This is a genomic window from Pokkaliibacter plantistimulans (assembly GCF_003194385.1).
In the GTDB taxonomy this organism is placed as follows: domain Bacteria; phylum Pseudomonadota; class Gammaproteobacteria; order Pseudomonadales; family Balneatricaceae; genus Pokkaliibacter; species Pokkaliibacter plantistimulans.
On sequence record NZ_LAPT01000140.1, the window covers coordinates 22,873 to 43,055 of the forward strand.

13 protein-coding genes and 1 CRISPR repeat array are annotated in these 20,183 nt (G+C 56.8%); of the genes, 10 read left to right on the top strand and 3 right to left on the bottom strand.

From position 1 onward, the window contains the following. Positions 1–330: 330 nt before the first annotated feature. Entirely contained in the window at positions 331–3,723 is a 3,393-nt protein-coding gene (gene cas3f / locus WH50_RS23955) for a type I-F CRISPR-associated helicase Cas3f (protein ID WP_110189786.1), read from the bottom strand. Then, complete coding sequence (gene cas1f / locus WH50_RS23960; RefSeq protein WP_110189788.1) at positions 3,720–4,712, bottom strand: type I-F CRISPR-associated endonuclease Cas1f; 993 nt, start codon at positions 4,710–4,712, stop codon at positions 3,720–3,722. Before cas1f ends, cas3f begins: the two co-directional genes overlap by 4 nt. A gap of 417 nt (positions 4,713–5,129) precedes the next feature. Between cas1f and WH50_RS23965 the strand changes: the two genes are divergently transcribed. The 4 genes from WH50_RS23965 (at position 5,130) to WH50_RS23970 (ending at position 11,237) form a co-directional block, all read left to right on the top strand. Continuing rightward, entirely contained in the window at positions 5,130–5,819 is a 690-nt protein-coding gene (locus WH50_RS23965) for a polymorphic toxin type 44 domain-containing protein (RefSeq protein ID WP_110189790.1), read from the top strand. A gap of 16 nt (positions 5,820–5,835) precedes the next feature. Beyond that, positions 5,836–6,249, top strand: a complete 414-nt coding sequence (locus WH50_RS26215) for a hypothetical protein (protein WP_133251417.1) — start codon at positions 5,836–5,838, stop codon at positions 6,247–6,249. Between the two features lie 97 nt (positions 6,250–6,346). Further along, positions 6,347–10,515: direct repeats of the CRISPR family, unit length 28 nt; unit sequence TTTCTGAGCTGCCTATTCGGCAGTGAAC. A gap of 218 nt (positions 10,516–10,733) precedes the next feature. Beyond that, positions 10,734–10,895 (top strand): hypothetical protein, encoded by a 162-nt coding sequence (locus WH50_RS26480; RefSeq protein WP_165838550.1) that lies wholly within the window; start codon positions 10,734–10,736, stop codon positions 10,893–10,895. After that, positions 10,896–11,237: a protein-tyrosine phosphatase family protein gene (locus WH50_RS23970; RefSeq protein WP_110189792.1), complete on the top strand. Its 342-nt coding sequence runs from the start codon at positions 10,896–10,898 to the stop codon at positions 11,235–11,237. Between the two features lie 49 nt (positions 11,238–11,286). Here the strand turns inward: WH50_RS23970 and WH50_RS23975 are convergent, their stop codons facing one another. Continuing rightward, complete coding sequence (locus tag WH50_RS23975; RefSeq protein WP_110189793.1) at positions 11,287–12,225, bottom strand: LysR family transcriptional regulator; 939 nt, start codon at positions 12,223–12,225, stop codon at positions 11,287–11,289. A 356-nt stretch (positions 12,226–12,581) separates the two neighbouring features. On the opposite strand from WH50_RS23975, the gene chvE reads away from it, so the two are divergent. The 6 genes from chvE to araD all read left to right on the top strand — a co-directional run bounded on the left by chvE (position 12,582) and on the right by araD (position 20,179). Further along, positions 12,582–13,637 (top strand): multiple monosaccharide ABC transporter substrate-binding protein, encoded by a 1,056-nt coding sequence (gene chvE / locus WH50_RS23980; protein WP_110189795.1) that lies wholly within the window; start codon positions 12,582–12,584, stop codon positions 13,635–13,637. A gap of 175 nt (positions 13,638–13,812) precedes the next feature. Next, the gene (mmsA, locus tag WH50_RS23985; protein ID WP_110189797.1) at positions 13,813–15,336 is read left to right on the top strand and encodes a multiple monosaccharide ABC transporter ATP-binding protein; all 1,524 of its coding nucleotides are present in this window, start codon (positions 13,813–13,815) and stop codon (positions 15,334–15,336) included. 14 nt (positions 15,337–15,350) lie between these two features. After that, positions 15,351–16,631 carry a multiple monosaccharide ABC transporter permease gene (gene mmsB, locus WH50_RS23990; protein ID WP_279305960.1) on the top strand — a complete coding sequence of 427 codons (1,281 nt, stop codon included), beginning with the start codon at positions 15,351–15,353 and terminating at the stop codon, positions 16,629–16,631. Positions 16,632–16,644: 13 nt separating this feature from the next. Next, a complete protein-coding gene (araD1, locus tag WH50_RS23995; RefSeq protein ID WP_207780462.1) occupies positions 16,645–17,637 on the top strand; it encodes an AraD1 family protein in 993 nt (330 codons plus the stop codon). Next, complete coding sequence (locus WH50_RS24000) at positions 17,634–18,437, top strand: SDR family NAD(P)-dependent oxidoreductase (RefSeq protein ID WP_110189799.1); 804 nt, start codon at positions 17,634–17,636, stop codon at positions 18,435–18,437. The genes araD1 and WH50_RS24000 overlap by 4 nt, the downstream gene beginning before the upstream one ends. Further along, a complete protein-coding gene (gene araD, locus WH50_RS24005; protein WP_104156570.1) occupies positions 18,434–20,179 on the top strand; it encodes an L-arabinonate dehydratase in 1,746 nt (581 codons plus the stop codon). Before WH50_RS24000 ends, araD begins: the two co-directional genes overlap by 4 nt. Positions 20,180–20,183 lie beyond the last annotated feature (4 nt).

The window sequence follows — 20,183 nt, forward strand, 5'->3', positions numbered from 1 at the left end:
GAATTAGGTTTGGCCCCTCAGCCAAGTTGCTTTGATGTAGTCCATGGATGCCGCCAGCATCCATGGACTATTAATATAAAGTATCCAGTATATTCGCAATCACTGTGGGTAAAGGGTAGGCTGTTTCTTGAGCAAATTGAATCAGAGGACTCAGTTGAATGCAACAAGAAATTTGTTCTTGAGTTTAATCAGTGCTAGCGTTTTCCAGCTTTTACTGCCGTCTAGGTAGCTCAGAAAAGTATATTCGCGAACTCCGTGGGTATGTTCACTGCCGAATAGGCAGCTAAGATCGGCCCGGCTACATTGTGTAGCCGGTTGCTTCCCCTCCAGTTATCTCCTTTTCCTGAACCCCAGCACTGGGTGAAAGTGCCAGCCGTTCTGATTTGCTGGTAAGCGAATAGTGGCAAAACGCTTTGCACACTGGCTCAGGCTGATTTCCAGCGACTCAGCCAGCCCGGTCAGGGCGGCCAGCAAGTCGGTGTCACCCCAGGGGCTGCTGAAGAGCTCTGTTCCGTAGTAGTGCAGCTGGCTGCCGTCGATCAGCAGGTAGTTCGGGTTTAGCCTGTCGCTGCGGTCCACTTCATGGCACAGCAGGGCTTCCTCTTCGTCATCCGGCAGAAACACCAGCTCCTGATAACGCTGACTGTCCTCTCGAAACGGGAAGCATTGCGGCAGCACGGCGGTCAGGCTGATATGCGGGATACTCCAGCAACTGTAAGCACCCAGAGGGGGTATCCACTGCGCGGTGGCACCTGTGCGAGGGCTGCGCCTGCCTGCAGGCGCAGCAGCCGGTGCGGATGGCATAACCAGCGTATCGCGGGTGCGCTGATGCTCCAGATCGACCAGATTGCTGCGTGGTTGCAGCGGTGCTCGCTCCAGTAGTCGTGGGCGGGCATCAATGCTGTGGTATTGCTCCAGCGTCAGAATCTCCGCCAGTCGATGGCTGTTAAGGCGGGTGCTGGGTGTTTCATAGCCGGGATGGCAGAAGGCCGCCTGAGCGGGGTCGCGCAGATGCTTGATATTGGTATCGAGGATCAGCAGATTGGCTGTCTTGCAGCTACCTGGCCGATGGCGACGGATGCGCCCTGCCAGCTGAATGAGTGAGCGCATGGATGACGGCTCAGCAATCGCCCAGTCGTAATCATGGTCACGGCCCACTTCTGTCACCGGGCTGCCAAGCACCACAAACAGCTGGTGGGTTTCTGGGGAGCTGTCGAGGCGCTGGCGAATGTCCGCCAGCTCAAATACCGCGGCCGGGGTGCGCCGATTCAGCGCCTGATCCAGCCGGTGTTCGATGGCGGAGCGCAGAAAGAGCGGGAACTGTGCATGGTAGACGCACAGGTGCAGGCGCCAGTCGGGCGGCAGTGCCTGCTGAAACAGGGCCAGCGCCACCTCGATCAAAGGTTCGATATTGGCCATGCGGATCAGACCAAAACTCACCTGTTTGCTGCTCCGGGGGTCTGCTTCGGCATGAGACAGATGCAACGACCGCATGGCCTCCAGTAACAGCGGCGCGAGTGCCGGGCCGATTTCTTCAGGGCGCAGAGTAGGTGCGGGCATCGCCAGCAACTGGCTGAGGCGGCGAGCCTCCTGCTGTGCCAGCCGCTGATAGCGCTGTCTGGCAAACCCCAGATGAGCCTGCTCAAACACACTCGCCGTGGCGCAGTCGGCCGCCAGACATTGATGCTCATCGACCCAGGCGCAGCAAATATCCACTGGCAGCCCCGGCTGGCCACGCTGCTGCTGATATTCTTCCCGACCCTGACGGTACGCATCGAACAGCCCCTGAATCAGTGCAGGCGGCAGGGTCGCTGATGACAGCAGCAGACGGCTGCCGAGCAGGCCACACCAGTACACCAGCCGGGTCAGGGCATGGCTGTCGGCCAGATCGAAATCATCTGGCTCATCCAGAATCAGATCGCTGCTCAGCAGTCGCAGCATCGGCAGTATCTGCCCGCCGCCACGCAGGCTCTCGGTCGCAGGCATCAGGTGATCAATGGTGCAGACCAGAATAGGGGCTTCCAGTAGCTGGCGGCTGCGACCTTCCAGCATCAGGCGCGACAGCAGCGGATGGCTGTCGCTGTTGCCATCAAAGCGCAGGTGGTTGTCTTCTTCTAACAGTGAGGCCGCTGAGGCCGAACCGCTCTGTTCGGCCAGCTGCTGATAGTGCTCCTGCAATTCCCGGTGGGCACTGCCGCCGACCAGTACCGCCAGCTCATCATCCTGCAGATGCAATCGGTCACGCAGGGCATTGCCGGTTTGCAGGGTAAGGGTGCGCAGGCCCAGCGCAATGGTAAAGCGTGCGCCCTGTTGCGGATCAGCCAGCGCATAGGCGATGCGGCCATTGGCGAGGGTTTTGCCACAGCCGGTGGAGGCCATATTGACCACAAACAACCCCTGTTGGCGGGAACGCTCACGCAGGGCCGATGCCATATCGGCAGCCTTGTCCTGCCAGCGAAACTGCAGACTGTCACTGCGGCGGCGCAAGCCACGATGGCGGGCGAGACGGGGTAGCTGGCGTTCTACTCCGGGCAGCGCATGGCTGACCAGACTGGCATGGGCACAGACGCCCAGCAGGTGCTCATCCAGCGGCTGATTCATACCGCCGGTTTTGCGCAGGGTGTTGGCAAACAGCGGGTAGTCTTTTTCGCCACTGACCCGTTGCGGGTGTTTGACCGTTGTGAGGCCCGCGGGGGCGTTCGGCGATGGAGGAATAACGCTCAAGGAGGAATAGTAATGGTCGGCCAGCATCAGGGTGAGCCGCGACAGATGCATGATATAGGGGCTATTCAGCCAGACGGCGCCATCGCCACGCTGCTGGCAGCGCAGCAAACGCTGAGCCAGACGGGCCGCCCGTTTACGCCACAGCGGCGTGAGCGCAGGCAGCGGGTGGTCAAACTGCCAGTAGGCGGCCAGTTCGCTCGCCGTGCTATCGCTGACCACTTCATTCCAGCGGGCGTCGATGTTCTGCAACAGCTGCTGTAAGCCAGCGCTGTTGAGGCCATCAGGTTTTGCGCCTAGCCAACACTGCTGGTGCTTGTCGTCAAAAGCAGGATGAGCAGGCAGGCGGTGATGGCTAAGCACCAGCCAGCCAATGGCCGTCGCCAGCGGTGGCAGGTGTTCAAAGGGTTTGCGGCAGTTGGCATCCAGCCCGTCCCGTTGCAGATTGGCCAGCCAGCGCTGATCGTCTTCCGTGCCGGGGGTAAGCAGCCGGTTGAGCCACTGCTCATCGCTGTCCTGACCGACAAAGGCCAGAAACAACCGCAGGGAAATCCATTCATGGCGGTAGCGGTTGCGCTCCGTCAGCTGGCCTTGTAAACGCTGCTGAAAGGCGTGGCAGGCTTTACCCAGATCATGCATCAGGGCCGCCAGTGCCGACAGCAGGTAGATGGCTTCGCCGCAGTGCCAGTCGTTTTCATCATCCTGACGCAGCATGTCCCGCTCGGTGCTGTTGGTGGGCGTAGCACCTTGCAGGTTAAAGCGGCTACCGTCGCCGACAATCCACATCAGCTCGCTATGATCGCGACCTCGTATCCAGTGGCAGGCCACCGCGGTGTTGCGCCGGGCAGATTTGCGCAGCAGCTTGCGCAGAGTATCCAGCCCGGCCTGTGTGATGGCAGTTTGCCAGGTGCGGTCGCCGCGACGCTCGGCGAACTGGTCGAGAATCCGCCGGGTTTCCTTGAGTGCGCGTTTATCGCACTGAGAAATCAGCAGAATATTCATCCCTGCGGCTCCGCCTGCGCTTGCTGGCCCAGCTGTTCAGCGGTGGCTTTGAGGGTGTCGATCATAAAGTCCAGCGCTTCACTGCGGGTTAGCCCCTCGATGCACTGCTGACGGAAGGTTTGTTCTTCATCGCCGTTCATAGCGCAGAGAAAGGCCAGCGGCAGGATGATGGCGTCTTTGACTAAATCGGCCACGTCAAACACCAGCCCGCCGCGACGGGTTTTGCCGTGCAGTATCGCCAGCCCGTGGGGCAGGCCGAGCACCCAGCAGGCGGTAGCGCCCAGGCCATAAGCCAGATAGTTACCGTGATCGAGAAAGCGGTTAGCCGGGTCAGTGCCACCGCCCCGTTTGGCACGCACAAAGTCACCGTACTGGGTCGTGGTGGCTGCCAGCCTGAACAGCCGTTTGCTTAGCCGGGCCTCTTCCGTGAGCAGAAAGGTGTGGTCGGGGGCGGCTTTGATCGCTTCGGCAGATTGGTTCAGTGCGTGCTGTAGCGTCTGGCTATCGGGGTTAAAACCGGCGTCTTTCAGCACCCTGTCGTGCAGCCACTGTTGGCGGATACGTTCCAGCCGTGCCAGTTGAAAGGTTTTGGCCGCCTGCAGGCGTAGCGCATCGGCAAACCAGAATCGCACCCAGTGCTGCAGGTATTCGGTCGGGCGGTATTCGCTCTGCGGGGAAAACCATGCCACTTCAATATCCATCTCATTGGCGCTGAACAGCGGCGTACCGCCACCGCCACAGAAGCCAACCATTACTCCAGCCCTGGCCAGCTCACGCATGGCGGCCTGAGTAATGGACGTGCCGGTGCCAAGCAGAAGGGTGGTGGTATTGGCGATAGGGATATTCCAGTACAGCTGGCGTTTACCTTCATCGGTCACGTATTCCACCCGACCACCGTTGACCAGTACCCGGCAGTGTTGCAGGTAGTACAGATTGGCGCGCTTGGAGTGCAGGATGGTCTTGAGATCGGAGGGGCTGAAGTCTTCCATGATGGCGTTGCCGTCTACTGGGTGAGCTGAAATCTATAGCCCAGTGGGCGTATAAGGGCAACGTTTGTAAAGAGGTAAATAAGGTTGGGACGATGTGGATCAGGTATACGCTCCACTCTGCCGTTTGACGCTCAGGATGACGTGCTGAATATGTGAAGCGGGAGATTGTGAAGTGGGTGCTGGAGGGGAGCGAAAGCGTATGTCCAATTGGCGGGGCAGGGAATTTGCTTTACTTGCAGATGAGCAGAGCGGGTCGTGGCAGCGGTTGGCGAGGCGTTTGGGGAGTGCGATTATTGATGTCGCAGCTGGATCTTCGGACAGGTTGTCAACCTCAACGGCTATGTTACGGTGCCCGCCGGGTTGAGGAGCAACCCACCGGAACCCTTTGTGCTCAATCGTTTGGTAAAAGGACATTGCATGAGCCAGCCTAGCACGTGCCCGACACCTACAGGTCTGCCTGTCACTAGCAATCCAGCAGGTCAGCCGTACCTTGATGAACTGACTCCGATTGCTGAATATATGGCACGGGAGATCCGTCAGAACCTGCGAAGTAAAGAGGTGCAGGCAATGAAGCATCTTAACCACTCCGCCGATTACTTTCTCAACCATAACCGTGAAATGAAAAGCTGGGGAATTAGCTGGTTACTGGAGTGGAGTAAAGACAAGGCCAAAGGTGTCACCGCGCGGGAAGCAGCGATGATGATCTGGACCAAAATGGTGGCACAAGATAGCCGCTGGGATCATAAACCGGTAATTAGCCGCTGTTTCCACCTGCGTGATCCGGTTAAGCAAGAGTTTCATGGCTGGAAAGGGCGCAGGTACTTTTACGATATTTGGTCAAATATCCATTATGGTTTTATTGGTACAGCCGCAGGCTTTAGTGCTCCAGCGCTTTTAGATGGGGCTGGGCTGGAACAAATTGGAAGTGATGTGCTGCGTCACAGGCTACCGAAGAGAAAAGCTCCGCTGGCAGGTACGTTGCGCGATTTTGATGATGCCAATGATCGTCTTTCAATTCAGATAGGTATTAATCTGTATCGCAAGTTCCCCGGTGGGCCATCGGCCAGTGTATTGGTGAGCAGCATTTTAAACAGCCCACTTAAATAGTGTTCAGGGACGAGCGATGAAATACGTAATAGGGCTAGTTATTTCCGCACTGGCAGTAACGTGGTGGTATTTCCGGCTTGCAGGCCCGGTGAGTTATGTGGAGGTTGAGTTTGTTGCTCCTAAAGGAGCTGAGCCATTGTCGGTAGTGGAGTTTATGGCAGGGGAGGATAAAACATCACTGGTTAATATTTCTCCCGGCGAAACACAAACAACGCGAATATATCCAGGCGAGTCTGCTGGCAGCGAGATGGGGTTGACCGTATTCAGGTCAGCAATGAGCGATGAAGAGACTCCTTCAATTCATCCAGTCGATTGGATTGGGCCACGTCCATATCCTGCTGGAACAGCTTTCCGCATACATTTTCAGATTGACCAAAATGGCAATGTCATTTCTGACAAGTCATGCCAATTACCCTGTTCGTTTGACTGAATGAAATAGCCCATGGATACCCCATAAGGGTATCCATGGGTTTGGCTGCCTATTCGGCAGTGAACGCTGCCAGGGATAACGCAGGCTCCGCTTATCATTTCTGAGCTGCCTATTCGGCAGTGAACCCAAACCTCTTCTTGACGAGCGTGATGCATTTTTTCTGAGCTGCCTATTCGGCAGTGAACAGGTGGGAGGGGAGGTCAGTCGCTGAATTTTTTTCTGAGCTGCCTATTCGGCAGTGAACCCCCCATTTAGGCGCCTGCACATCCTTTACCTTTTCTGAGCTGCCTATTCGGCAGTGAACGCATCCCCGCTACGTATCAAAGTAGATGATATTTTCTGAGCTGCCTATTCGGCAGTGAACGATGTGACCGTTACGGCATTGATTGAACACTTTTTCTGAGCTGCCTATTCGGCAGTGAACGTCGTGTTGAAGGTGTCCGTACTGATGCGGAATTTCTGAGCTGCCTATTCGGCAGTGAACTGAACAAGGCTGGGCTGGCAGCGGATGTTTTCTTTCTGAGCTGCCTATTCGGCAGTGAACAGTGAACTTTGCATCGTGCGAATCAGAGCCGATTTCTGAGCTGCCTATTCGGCAGTGAACAACTCCAAAGCATTATGATTTATACAGCCAGTTTTCTGAGCTGCCTATTCGGCAGTGAACCATGAGCTGTATATTTCAAGCGCATTTCTTGCTTTCTGAGCTGCCTATTCGGCAGTGAACCGATTCTTAACGGCCGTATTACGTACTTTTTCTTTCTGAGCTGCCTATTCGGCAGTGAACTTGTTGATGAATGTCAGATGGCGTTACCTTCTTTTCTGAGCTGCCTATTCGGCAGTGAACCACCGGCGCAGATAGCTCAGCGGTACATGGAATTTCTGAGCTGCCTATTCGGCAGTGAACCCTCCGAGACCCGGTAAGCAGCATAACTTGCATTTCTGAGCTGCCTATTCGGCAGTGAACTGTTCACTACCGGTTCGCGTGACGCTATCGCATTTCTGAGCTGCCTATTCGGCAGTGAACTGCCGTCTTTGTGCTAGTCGCGTGTACGTAATTTTCTGAGCTGCCTATTCGGCAGTGAACTGCCAGGCCCTGTCGTACCAATCCTGATACCATTTCTGAGCTGCCTATTCGGCAGTGAACGAATAGGTGATACGCCCAATGGTCGCACAAAGTTTCTGAGCTGCCTATTCGGCAGTGAACCATGATGCAGCACAGGGAAATAGTGGCCATCTTTTCTGAGCTGCCTATTCGGCAGTGAACTTAAACTCTGATGATTTATATCGTCCCTTATTTTTCTGAGCTGCCTATTCGGCAGTGAACGATGTGCGCCTGCCCATGAACAACCAGGAGCTTTTCTGAGCTGCCTATTCGGCAGTGAACGTTTTCGTGCCAGAGCTGGAGGAGCTGGAATTTTTCTGAGCTGCCTATTCGGCAGTGAACTTGGTTGTTCATGGGCAAGCGCACATCGACAATTTTCTGAGCTGCCTATTCGGCAGTGAACATCTCTACAGCTGCTATGGTAGCTCGTGTGATTTTCTGAGCTGCCTATTCGGCAGTGAACAAGTCCCCTAAAAACGTCTCTGATATCCGAGTTTTCTGAGCTGCCTATTCGGCAGTGAACTTGACCTTTGAACTGTGCGATCTCTCTTAGCATTTCTGAGCTGCCTATTCGGCAGTGAACAGTGACACCCACACTTTACCCCGGAACTCCGGTTTCTGAGCTGCCTATTCGGCAGTGAACGTACCGGAAGACTTCGGCTCAATTTCCCATTTTTTCTGAGCTGCCTATTCGGCAGTGAACGTGGAGTCAGCCCTATCTGACGGGGTGCTGACTTTCTGAGCTGCCTATTCGGCAGTGAACACCCGCCTGTATTCGCTGCTGGCCAAGCAGCATTTCTGAGCTGCCTATTCGGCAGTGAACTCCTCACCCGTTTACGTTAAGCGGGCTATTGATTTCTGAGCTGCCTATTCGGCAGTGAACAGGAATTTATTCTTAAAGGTATCAAATAAATCTTTCTGAGCTGCCTATTCGGCAGTGAACTCCCAGATGGTTTGACTATCCCGCAGCAAGTATTTCTGAGCTGCCTATTCGGCAGTGAACAGTGCTATTGGCGGAACACCTTCATTTTCTCTATTTCTGAGCTGCCTATTCGGCAGTGAACGCCATCACCACCGAGCAGACAGCCCGGGCTGATTTCTGAGCTGCCTATTCGGCAGTGAACACCCCGGCAACTTCAAATACACCGTCTCCAACTTTCTGAGCTGCCTATTCGGCAGTGAACGGACGGCGGTTCTCCTCCAATGCCTGTAACGTTTTCTGAGCTGCCTATTCGGCAGTGAACTCGTGTTTAACGCGGCCCACACGAATTTGAACTTTCTGAGCTGCCTATTCGGCAGTGAACCAGATCGCCCACCGCTAAGCCGAACGCAGTCATTTCTGAGCTGCCTATTCGGCAGTGAACTCCCTGCAGAGAAACTGACCCGCAGGATCCTGTTTCTGAGCTGCCTATTCGGCAGTGAACTGGGCCACCTGTTGATAGCCGCCGGACCCTGCTTTCTGAGCTGCCTATTCGGCAGTGAACACGCAGCGTATAAATTGAATGGCCACCCTGTTTTTCTGAGCTGCCTATTCGGCAGTGAACCCCTGCACCGTAGACCCCGGCGTACTGTGTGATTTCTGAGCTGCCTATTCGGCAGTGAACACAATTACTGTCGTCACGACGATGAGCGGTACTTTCTGAGCTGCCTATTCGGCAGTGAACATACCGCCTTTTTAGCAGCGGTGTCTTCAAACTTTCTGAGCTGCCTATTCGGCAGTGAACCCATTACTTGGCCGTCTGACGCTAAAGACCTGTTTCTGAGCTGCCTATTCGGCAGTGAACAACGAAACCCCGGTGCCACTGGTGCTGGGGAATTTCTGAGCTGCCTATTCGGCAGTGAACGTCTGGATAGCTGGCTTGGTTTGTCGTGGCGATTTCTGAGCTGCCTATTCGGCAGTGAACTACGTGGCCGCTGCAACGCGTATCAGCGATGTTTTCTGAGCTGCCTATTCGGCAGTGAACCGGCTCTTCCGGCGTCGTCGGCAACTCCCCATTTTCTGAGCTGCCTATTCGGCAGTGAACACCAGATAACCAACTGCGACGGGGAGTTTTTGTTTCTGAGCTGCCTATTCGGCAGTGAACTTGGTGATGCAGAGGCTGTCATTTACTTCACTTTTCTGAGCTGCCTATTCGGCAGTGAACCCATCTGCCAGCGCGGCCCGCACTTTATCGATTTTCTGAGCTGCCTATTCGGCAGTGAACGTGTGCGTTGATCATGCTGGCATCCTCGTAGTTTTCTGAGCTGCCTATTCGGCAGTGAACTGTCATCGTTGCAGACGGCAGTGAACACGTCTTTTCTGAGCTGCCTATTCGGCAGTGAACCAGACGGCAGTGAACACGTCTGGCAATACTCATTTCTGAGCTGCCTATTCGGCAGTGAACGAAACAGAAACGTCAACGACAACTACTAGCACTTTCTGAGCTGCCTATTCGGCAGTGAACTTCCTGCGGAGAGACTAACCCGCAGGATCCTGTTTCTGAGCTGCCTATTCGGCAGTGAACGCTGTATGACAATACGGACCCCGATTTTTCTTTTTCTGAGCTGCCTATTCGGCAGTGAACCCGCTGCCAGGCAATGCAATTCAATGATCCACTTTCTGAGCTGCCTATTCGGCAGTGAACGCCAAGCTCTGCCGCAACCATCAGCACCGCCTTTTCTGAGCTGCCTATTCGGCAGTGAACTGCGGTTACCATTATATGCAACAACTTGGCATTTTCTGAGCTGCCTATTCGGCAGTGAACGTGAAGGCCAATGCGCGGACGTTTACTGATGATTTCTGAGCTGCCTATTCGGCAGTGAACGTCCTATCGCATCTGCCGGTGCCCGCTATCAGTTTCTGAGCTGCCTATTCGGCAGTGAACGCCGCAATCCTGCGGATGATGGCACACTCAAATTTCTGAGCTGCCTATTCGGCAGTGAACCACCGCGCACACGCCTGAACGCGTCGCGCTCATTTCTGAGCTGCCTATTCGGCAGTGAACGTATTATCGCCGCCAGAGACTACGCCCGTGTGTTTCTGAGCTGCCTATTCGGCAGTGAACTATCATCAGTCTGATCGAGTATGAGGAGGGCTTTTCTGAGCTGCCTATTCGGCAGTGAACACCAAAGCCTCGACACCATCATCACTCAGAATTTTCTGAGCTGCCTATTCGGCAGTGAACTAGAGCTAAGTCTGTATAAACTGCTGATTGTTAAAGAGCAAGGTGCCATTTTATGGAAGTAACCCTTTTTTTTAACGCACTCGCTAACCTGTTGATTTATATACCGCAGAGAACCGCAGTCAAAAAAAGGGTGTGCTACAAGGTTAGCCAGCAGTGCGTACCTCTGCCACTGTGATGATCAACTACCTGGTATTCAAATCTTTCGTTGGTCTTCCCCTATGAACTCAATTCCCTATTTCGTTGCCGCTCTTGGCCTTGGGCAGCTGTATGTGATGGCCAAACCTGTTGCCGGTGAATGGGTTGACGAGGAGTTTGCCAGTATTGCCCGTTCCGGCATCAGTCTGATGGTGTCGTTGCTGGAGTGGCATGAAGCCTGTTAGGTGGGGCTGGAGCAGGAGGCGTCACTGGCGCAGCGGCATGGTATGGAGTTCCGGTCGTATCCTGTTGCAGACCGCGGTTTGCCCGCGGATAAGGTTCAGTTTGTAGGGTTTATTCATGATCTGCTGGGGCAGATCAGCGCTGGAGCACAGGTCGTCGTGCACTGCCGTGCCGGAATTGGTCGTACTGGTATCGCCGCCGCCAGCCTGCTGATAGCCGCTGGCTATTCGGCCGGGGATGCCTTTGCGCTGGTGTCGGCCAAGCGGGGCGTGGAGGTGCCTGATACTGAGGAGCAGAAAGTCTGGGTTACCGAGCTGGCGGCAGCGTTGTTTCAGTGCAGGTAATCACCTGCCTGAGGTAATTGATAGCACCTGCTTGACCGCTCCCTGACCTTTACCGGTTCCCCTTGCTCAGTTCCATCGTCACCAGCGCCTTGAGGCGGTTGGCCACCGGCGACAGCTGGCGGCCTTTGACCAGCAGCAGGTAGTAGGGTGACATCACGATGCGGGTCTTCAGCGGCAGTACCCGCAACCGGGCACCCACCTTGTCCCCCAGCAGCAGATCCGGCACTTCACTGGCCAGCGGCGCGATAGCGGAAGATGACACCAGAATGGCGATCATCGCCAGCAGCGAGGTGGTGTTAGTGATATTGGTGGGCAGGGCCGCACCGGCACTGAGAAAGGCGCTTTCGACCGCCTCGCGGATCGGCGCGCGATGGCTCTGCATCACCCATTCGTAGCCGGACAGATCACTGATTGTGACCTGATCAACATAGGCCAGCGGGTGATCCTCACGCACCACCAGATTGACCACTTCGGTGCGTGCCGGATGAATCTCAAAGTCTGACGGATCGACGCCCCTTGGCAAACGGGCAAGGACAAAGTCGTTCTTGCCTGCGGCCAGATCATGCACCAGCACTTCGCTGGATTCGACGTTGATATGAATTTCCGCCTTGGGGGAGATGGCCTTCAGCTGGCGTATGGCCGGAATCACGAAACCGACCGCCGCCCCGGTGACCGCACCCACGGTGGTGATGCCGCCTTCACCGCCTTTCAGTTCTTCTACATCCCGTGACAGGTCGCGCAGTTCCACCAGCAGGTTGTGTGAACGCTGGGCCAGTGCACGGCCAATCAGTGTCGGCACCATACCTTTGGCGTGACGCTCGAACAGTTTGGCACCCAGAGTATTTTCAATTTCCGACAGCATGCGTGACGCGGCGGGTTGGGTCAGCGTCAGTTCGTCGGCAGCCAGGCCCAGCTGGCCGTGCTCGGCAATGGCGGAGATCAGACGTAACTGATTGATTTTCAGGTTTTTGGCGATGCCAATGTCCATGTCTTTGCCTGTTGTTATGGTTGTAGGGGGACAGAGCTGGAGCATGATTTGCGCCCTGATACCCAGGGTTTCAAAAGGTGTCGTGTAATGGTGGCTGGTTGGTGGCGAGTTGTCGAGATTTATGCATAACAATTTTGTTATGCAACTCTACAAAAATTGCATTTGATTGGTATGGAAAGGGCGCCTATCTTCATTCAGTGCCTAATACTGAACTTGCTGTGGCCAGCATATTCGCACTGTCTGCTGGCGGTCAGGTTCATCACAGGCTCTTTGGCTGAACGATAAAAATAACGGCGGCTCAGGTAACCAGCGTACGTACAACGATGCGCTACCGGGGTCGCAATCAGGAGAAGCTAATGAAACACGTCAAAAAACTCATAGCCGCAATGGCTCTGGGAACCGCGATGCTTACCTCTGCTGTGCAGGCTGCCGGAGTGGTCGGGATTTCCATGCCGACCAAGTCGTCAGCACGCTGGATCGCCGATGGCAACAACATGGTCGATCAGTTCGAAAAAGCAGGCTTCAAAACCGATCTGCAATACGCCGAGGATGACATTCCCAACCAGGTGGCGCAGATCGAAAACATGATGACCAAAGGGGTTGATGTACTGGTCATCGCCGCCATCGATGGCACCACCCTGACCAACGCGCTGGAAAATGCCCATGCCGCCGGTATCAAGGTGATCGCTTATGACCGTCTGATCCGTGACAGCAAGTACGTCGATTACTACGCCACCTTCGATAACTTCAAGGTCGGTGTACTGCAGGCGCAGTCGCTGGTGAAAGGGATGGAAGCCCGTGGTAAAGGCCCTTACAACATTGAGCTGTTCGGCGGCTCTCCTGACGACAACAACGCTTACTTCTTCTACAACGGCGCCATGTCTGTCCTGCAACCGATGATCGACAAAGGCGAGATCAGCGTGGTGTCCGGTCAGATGGGCATGGACAAGGTCGGTACCCTGCGCTGGGACGGTGCTACCGCTCAGGCACGTATGGATAACCTGCTGTCTGCCAACTACACCAAGAAACACGTCGATGGCGTGCTGTCACCCTATGACGGTATCTCCATCGGTATCCTGTCTTCTCTGAAAGGCGTGGGCTACGGCTCAGGCGATCTGCCCATGCCCATCGTGACCGGTCAGGATGCTGAAGTACCTTCAGTGAAATCCATTCTGGCGGGCGAGCAGTACTCCACCATCTTCAAGGATACCCGTCAGCTGGCAGGCGTCACTGTGGGCATGGTCAAGGCGCTGCTGAATGGCAGTACCCCCGAAATCAACGACACCACCACCTACAACAACGGGGTGAAAGTGGTGCCTTCCTACCTGCTTGAGCCGGTCACCGTCGACAAGAGCAACTGGGAAAAAGTGCTGATCGACAGCGGTTACTACAAAAAGGATCAGATCCAGTAACCCACCTCTGCTGAACAGGCTGACAACGGCCTGTTCGGACGGACGGCCTGGCCCTGTCTCTGACTGGCTGGGCAGGTGCACTGGCCTCCGTCCTCTGTACAGCACTATCACGATTTCTCGGTAATACGATGCGCCGCCGCTGAAGGTGGGCGCATCCGCCTGAGCGGACACTCCTATGCAAGATATCATTCTGGAGATGCGTGGCATCACCAAGACATTCCCCGGCGTGAAGGCGCTGGATAATGTCAATCTCAAGGTACGTCGTGGTGAAATCCACGCCCTGTGCGGCGAGAACGGTGCAGGCAAGTCCACCCTGATGAAAGTCCTGAGTGGCGTCTACCCCCATGGCAGCTACGACGGTGACATCGTCTATGAAGGCCGCACCATGAGCTTCGGCGGCATCGCCGACAGCGAGCGGGAAGGCATCATCATTATTCATCAGGAACTGGCACTGGTGCCTTTGTTGTCCATTGCCGAAAACCTGTTTCTGGGTAACGAAATTGCCAGCCATGGCATCATCGACTGGCCGTCGGTATTCAAGCGCACCGAAGCGCTGCTGAAAAAAGTCGGCCTGAGTGAAACCCCTTCCACGCTGGTGGAAAAACTGGGCGTAGGTAAACAGCAGTTGGTGGAGATCGCCAAGGCGCTGGCCAAAGACGTCAAATTGCTGATTCTCGACGAGCCCACCGCCGCCCTGCAGGAGAACGACAGCCAGAAGCTGCTGGATCTGCTGCTGGAGTTCCGTGCACAGGGCATCTCGTCGATCCTGATATCCCACAAGCTGAATGAAGTCAGCCGCGTGGCGGACAGCATCACCGTGCTGCGTGATGGCACCTCGGTGGAAACCATGGATTGTCACGCCGACAGCATCAGCGAAGAGCACATTATCCGTGGCATGGTCGGGCGCGATATGGCGCACCGCTATCCCACCCGTACCCCCAAGATTGGCGACACCCTGCTGCAAATCCGCGACTGGAACGTCTGGCATCCGGAAAGCGCCGAGCGGCAGATGATCCGCAACGTCAGCCTCAGTGTGGCTGCCGGTGAAGTGGTGGGCATTGCGGGCCTGATGGGCGCGGGCCGCACCGAGCTGGCCATGAGCGTGTTTGGCCGCAGCTATGGCCGCAATATTTCCGGTTCCGTGCAGCTGCGTGGCAAGGAGATTGATGTCTCCACCGTGCGTCGCGCCGTTGACAGTGGCCTGGCCTATGTCACCGAAGACCGCAAGGAGCTGGGGCTGATTCTTGATGAAACCATTCTCTGCAATACCACCCTGGCGAACCTCGAAGGGGTTTCCAGCCACGGCGTGATCGATGACAACCAGGAACGCAAGATCTCCGAAGACTACCGTGCCGCACTGCGTATCCGTACTCCCGGCGTGTTCCAGAAGACGGTCAACCTGTCCGGCGGCAACCAGCAGAAGGTGGTGCTGTCGAAGTGGCTGTTTGCTCAGCCTGAGGTGCTGATTCTGGATGAACCGACCCGCGGTATCGACGTCGGGGCCAAGTTCGAGATCTACAGCATCATCAATCAGCTCGCCGATGAAGGTAAGGGCGTGATCATGATTTCGTCGGAAATGCCTGAGCTGCTGGGGATGTGTGACCGCATCTACGTAATGAACGAAGGCGCCTTTGTCGGCGAACTGGCCCGTCATGAAGCGAGTCAGGAAAAGATCATGTCGATGATCGTCACGGCGTAAGCGAGGTAATGACGATGGACCAGACAAAAACGCTAAAAAACAGGCAGGCCCAGGCTGTCGTGGCCGGGCAGGGGACCTCATCCATGTCCAATAACTCTTCTTCTGTGTCTGACAGCAGCGCGGCTGCCAGCAAACCCAGTGCCCTGGCACACATGAAGCACCACTTCCGTGACTACGGCATGCTGCTGGCGCTGGTGGTGATCATGGGGCTGTTTCAGGTACTGACCGATGGCACGCTGATGCGTCCCATCAACCTGACCAACCTGTTCCTGCAGAACAGCTACATCATAATCATGGCCTTCGGCATGTTGCTGGTAATCGTGGCCGGTCATATCGATCTGTCGGTGGGCTCGGTGGTGGGCTTCGTCGGTGCCGCAGCGGCAGTGATGATGGTGCACTGGGGCTGGTCGATGGCGCTGGTGGTGCCGGTCTGTTTGCTGCTTGGCTGTGCGATCGGCGCTGCGCAGGGCTACTGGATTGCCTACTGGAAGATACCGTCCTTTATCGTCACCCTGGCCGGTATGCTGGTGTTCCGTGGCCTGACCCTGGCCGTGCTGGAAGGCCAGTCAGTCGGACCTTTCTCGCCCAGCTTCCAGCTGATGAGCACCGGTTTTATTCCTGATGTATTCAGCGATGACCGTCCCAATATCACCGCCATCGTGCTGGGTGTGATTGCCGCGGCCACCATCGTGTTTCTGGCCGCCCGTGCCCGTGCCCGTTCGCTGCAGTTCGGCATTGAAGATGAGCCCTTCACCTTCTACGTGGTGAAAAATGGCCTGATCGCGGCGGCCATCATCTATATCTCCTATCTGCTGTCGACATACCGTGGTCTGCCCAACGTGCTGATCACCATGGGTGTGCTGATGTGCGCCTATACCTTCCTGACCAACCGTACCACCCTTGGCCGTCGGATCTACGCCATCGGCGGCAACGTCAAGGCCGCCAAGCTGTCCGGTATCAACACCGAACGCCTGACTTTCCTCACCTTCGTCAACATGGGCATGCTCGCCGCCCTTGCGGGCCTGATTTTCGCTGCCCGTCTCAATACCGCCACGCCCAAGGCCGGTCTGGCATTCGAGCTGGATGTGATCGCCGCGGTCTTTATCGGTGGTGCGTCCATGTCCGGTGGTGTCGGCAAGATCATCGGTGCGGTCATCGGCGCCCTGATCATGGGGGTGATGAACAACGGTATGTCCATCCTCGGTATCGGCATCGAATGGCAGCAGGTGATCAAAGGTCTGGTCCTGCTGGCTGCGGTGATCTTCGATGTGGTCAACAAGAATAAGTCACGCTAAGGAGCCTTCTGTCATGCAAGCTGCCCTGTATCTGTCCCAGTTGAAAGAAGGTGGTGTGATCTGCCGGCGTGGTGATGATGCCCGCCGGGTACTCAATGCAACCTCAACCTATGCCCTGGCGCAGGAAGCCATCGCCGCAGGCACATCGCTGGCTGCCGTGATTGAAACCCACGGCCTCGGTGACGCGGTGGACCTGCACGCGCTGGCCGCTGCTGGCAAACTCGATTGCCCGGTGCGCCACCCTGACCCGGCGCACATGCACCTGACCGGTACCGGCCTGACCCATCTGGGCTCGGCGGCCACCCGTGATGCCATGCATGCCAAGGCCAAAAGCGGTGATGAAGAACAGCTGACCGACTCCATGAAGATGTTCCGCATGGGGCTGGAGGGTGGCAAGCCTGCTGCCGGTCAGGAAGGGGTGCAGCCCGAATGGTTCTACAAAGGCACCGGCGTCGCCGCTGTGGCCTCTGGTGATGCGCTGGAATCACCGGCCTTTGCCCTTGATGGTGGCGAGGAGCCGGAGATTGCCGGGTTCTATGTCATCGGTGCTGACGGCAAGCCCTATCGTCTGGGCTTTACCGTGGCCAATGAGTTTTCTGATCACGTGACCGAACGCATCAACTATCTGTATCTGGCGCACTCCAAGCTGCGCCCGGCGTCTTTCGGCGCAGAACTGCTGATTGGCGAGCTGCCTGATGACATTCAGGGCACTTCGCGGATTCTGCGGAACGGCGAAGTACTGTGGCAGAAACCCTTTCTGTCCGGGGAGGCCAATATGTCGCACACCATCGCCAATCTGGAGCACCACCACTTCAAATATGCCCTGTTCCGCCAGCCGGGCGATCTGCATGTGCATATGTTTGGCACCGCTACCCTGTCATTTGCCGATGGCATCAGGGTGGAAGAGGGCGATGTGTTTGAAATCGATGCACCGCAGCTGGGCTTGCCTCTGCGTAACCCGCTGCAACGGGGTGAGCGCCCCGCGACTGAGGTAGTCGGACTATGACCGGTCAACATTCCCCTGCATCTGAACCCGCTGTCAGCAACACCAAAGCCAGTTATCCCGGTCTGCGTGGCCGTACCGTGCTGATCTCCGGCGGTGCCACCGGCATTGGCCGGGCACTGGTGGAAGCCTTTGCCCGGCAGGGCGCCTGCACCGCCTTTGTGGATATCGCCGCTGAGGAAGGGGAAGCCCTGTCCCGGCAGCTCAATGCCGAAGGCTGTGAAACCCTGTTCCAGCGCTGTGACATCACTGACATCAAGGCCTACCAGAGCACCATCTTCAAGGCCGCCGAGCATTTCGGCCCGATTACCGTACTGGTCAACAATGCCGCCAACGACGTGCGTCATTCACTGGACTCCATCAGCGCCGAACGCTTCGACGAGCTGATCTCGGTCAACCTGCGTCACGCCATGTTCGCTGCGCAGGCGGTGGCACCGATGATGCGTCAGGCCGGTGGCGGCTCCATCGTCAACTTCGGTTCGGTGGGCTGGATGATGGCCTCCGCCGGTTACCCGGTCTATGCCGCCAGCAAGGCCGCGGTACACGGCATGACCCGCGGGCTGGCGCGTGATCTGGGCAAGGACCACATCCGCGTGAATACGCTGGTGCCCGGCTGGGTCATGACGGAAAAACAACTGTCCCTGTGGGTCGATGAGGCCGCCAGAGATCTGATCAAACGCAGCCAGTGCATGCCCGGTCAACTGTTGCCGGAACATATCGCCGATATGGCGCTGTTCCTGGCCTCGGATGCGTCTGCCATGTGCACGGCACAGAATTTTATTGTTGATGGAGGCTGGGTATGAGCAACTTCAAACCCGCAAAATGGCCGCGTAAATTGCGTTCTACCGAGTGGTTCGGCGGTGACTCCCGTGACCATATCTACCACCGCAGCTGGATGAAGAATCAGGGCCTGCCCGCCGATCTGTTCGACGGCCGGCCGGTTATCGGTATCTGCAACACCTGGTCGCAGCTGACGCCCTGTAACGCTCACCTGCGTGATCTGGCAGAGCGGGTCAAGCACGGTATTTATGAAGCGGGCGGTCTGCCGCTGGAGTTCCCGGTGTTTTCTCCCGGTGAAAGCTCGCTGCGCCCCACCGCCATGATGTACCGCAATATGGCGGCGATGGATGTGGAAGAAGCCCTGCGTGCCAACCCGCTGGACGGCGTGGTGCTGCTGGCCGGTTGTGACAAGACTACTCCGGCGCTGCTGATGGGCGCTGCCAGTGTCGATATTCCTGCCATCGTCGTATCCGGCGGGCCGATGCTGAATGGCTGGTTCCGTGGCGAACGGGTGGGTTCGGGCACCGCGCTGTGGCAAATGTCGGAAGACATCAAGGCCGGCAAGATGAGCCGTGAAGACTTCCTCGAAGCCGAACAGTCCATGTCTCGCTCGCCCGGTTCCTGTAACACCATGGGCACCGCCAGCACCATGGCCAGCATGGCCGAAGCACTGGGCATGGCGCTGTCGGGCAATGCCGCCATTCCGGCGGTCGACAGCCGTCGCCGTGTGATGGCGCACCTGACTGGCCGCCGTATCGTGCAGATGGTCAAGGATGATCTCAAACCTTCCGACATCATGACCCGTCAGGCGTTCGAGAATGCCATCCGGGTCAATGGTGCCATCGGTGGTTCAACAAATGCGGTGATTCACCTGCTGGCCATAGCCGGGCGGGTGGGCATTGATCTGACGCTGGATGACTGGGATCGCCTTGGTCGTGATATTCCCACCATCGTTAACCTGATGCCGTCGGGTAAATACCTGATGGAAGAGTTTTTCTACGCCGGTGGCCTGCCGGTGGTGATTCGTCATCTGGGCGAGGGCGGCAAGCTGCACAAGGAGGCAGTGACCGTCTCCGGCGAGAGCATCTGGGAAGAAGTGAAAGACGTACGCAACTGGAACCCGGACGTCATTCTGCCGGTTGACAAGGCGCTGACCCAGAGCGGCGGCATTGCCGTGCTGCGTGGCAATCTGGCACCGCGCGGTGCAGTGCTGAAGCCTTCTGCTGCCAGCCCGCATCTGATGCAGCATCGTGGCCGTGCGGTGGTGTTTGAAGACATCGACGACTACAAGGCCAAGATCAACGACGAGAGTCTGGATATCGACGAAACCTGCGTGATGGTGCTGAAAAACTGTGGCCCGCGGGGTTATCCCGGCATGGCCGAAGTCGGCAACATGGGCCTGCCGCCCAAGGTGCTGCGCAAAGGCATCACCGACATGGTGCGGATTTCCGATGCCCGTATGTCCGGCACGGCCTACGGCACCGTGGTTCTGCATACCACGCCGGAAGCGGCGGCCGGTGGTCCGCTGGCAGTGGTACAGAACGGTGACATGATCGAGCTGGACGTGGCCGCACGCCGTATTCATCTGGATATTCCCGAGGACGAGCTGGCCCGCCGTCTGGCCGCCTGGCAACCCACGGTGGAAGCACCGAAGAGCGGCTACATCAAGCTGTTCCATGAGCATGTCGAAGGCGCTGATACCGGTGCTGACTTCGACTTCCTCAAGGGCTGCCGCGGTGCACCTATTCCCAAGGACAGCCACTAAGGCC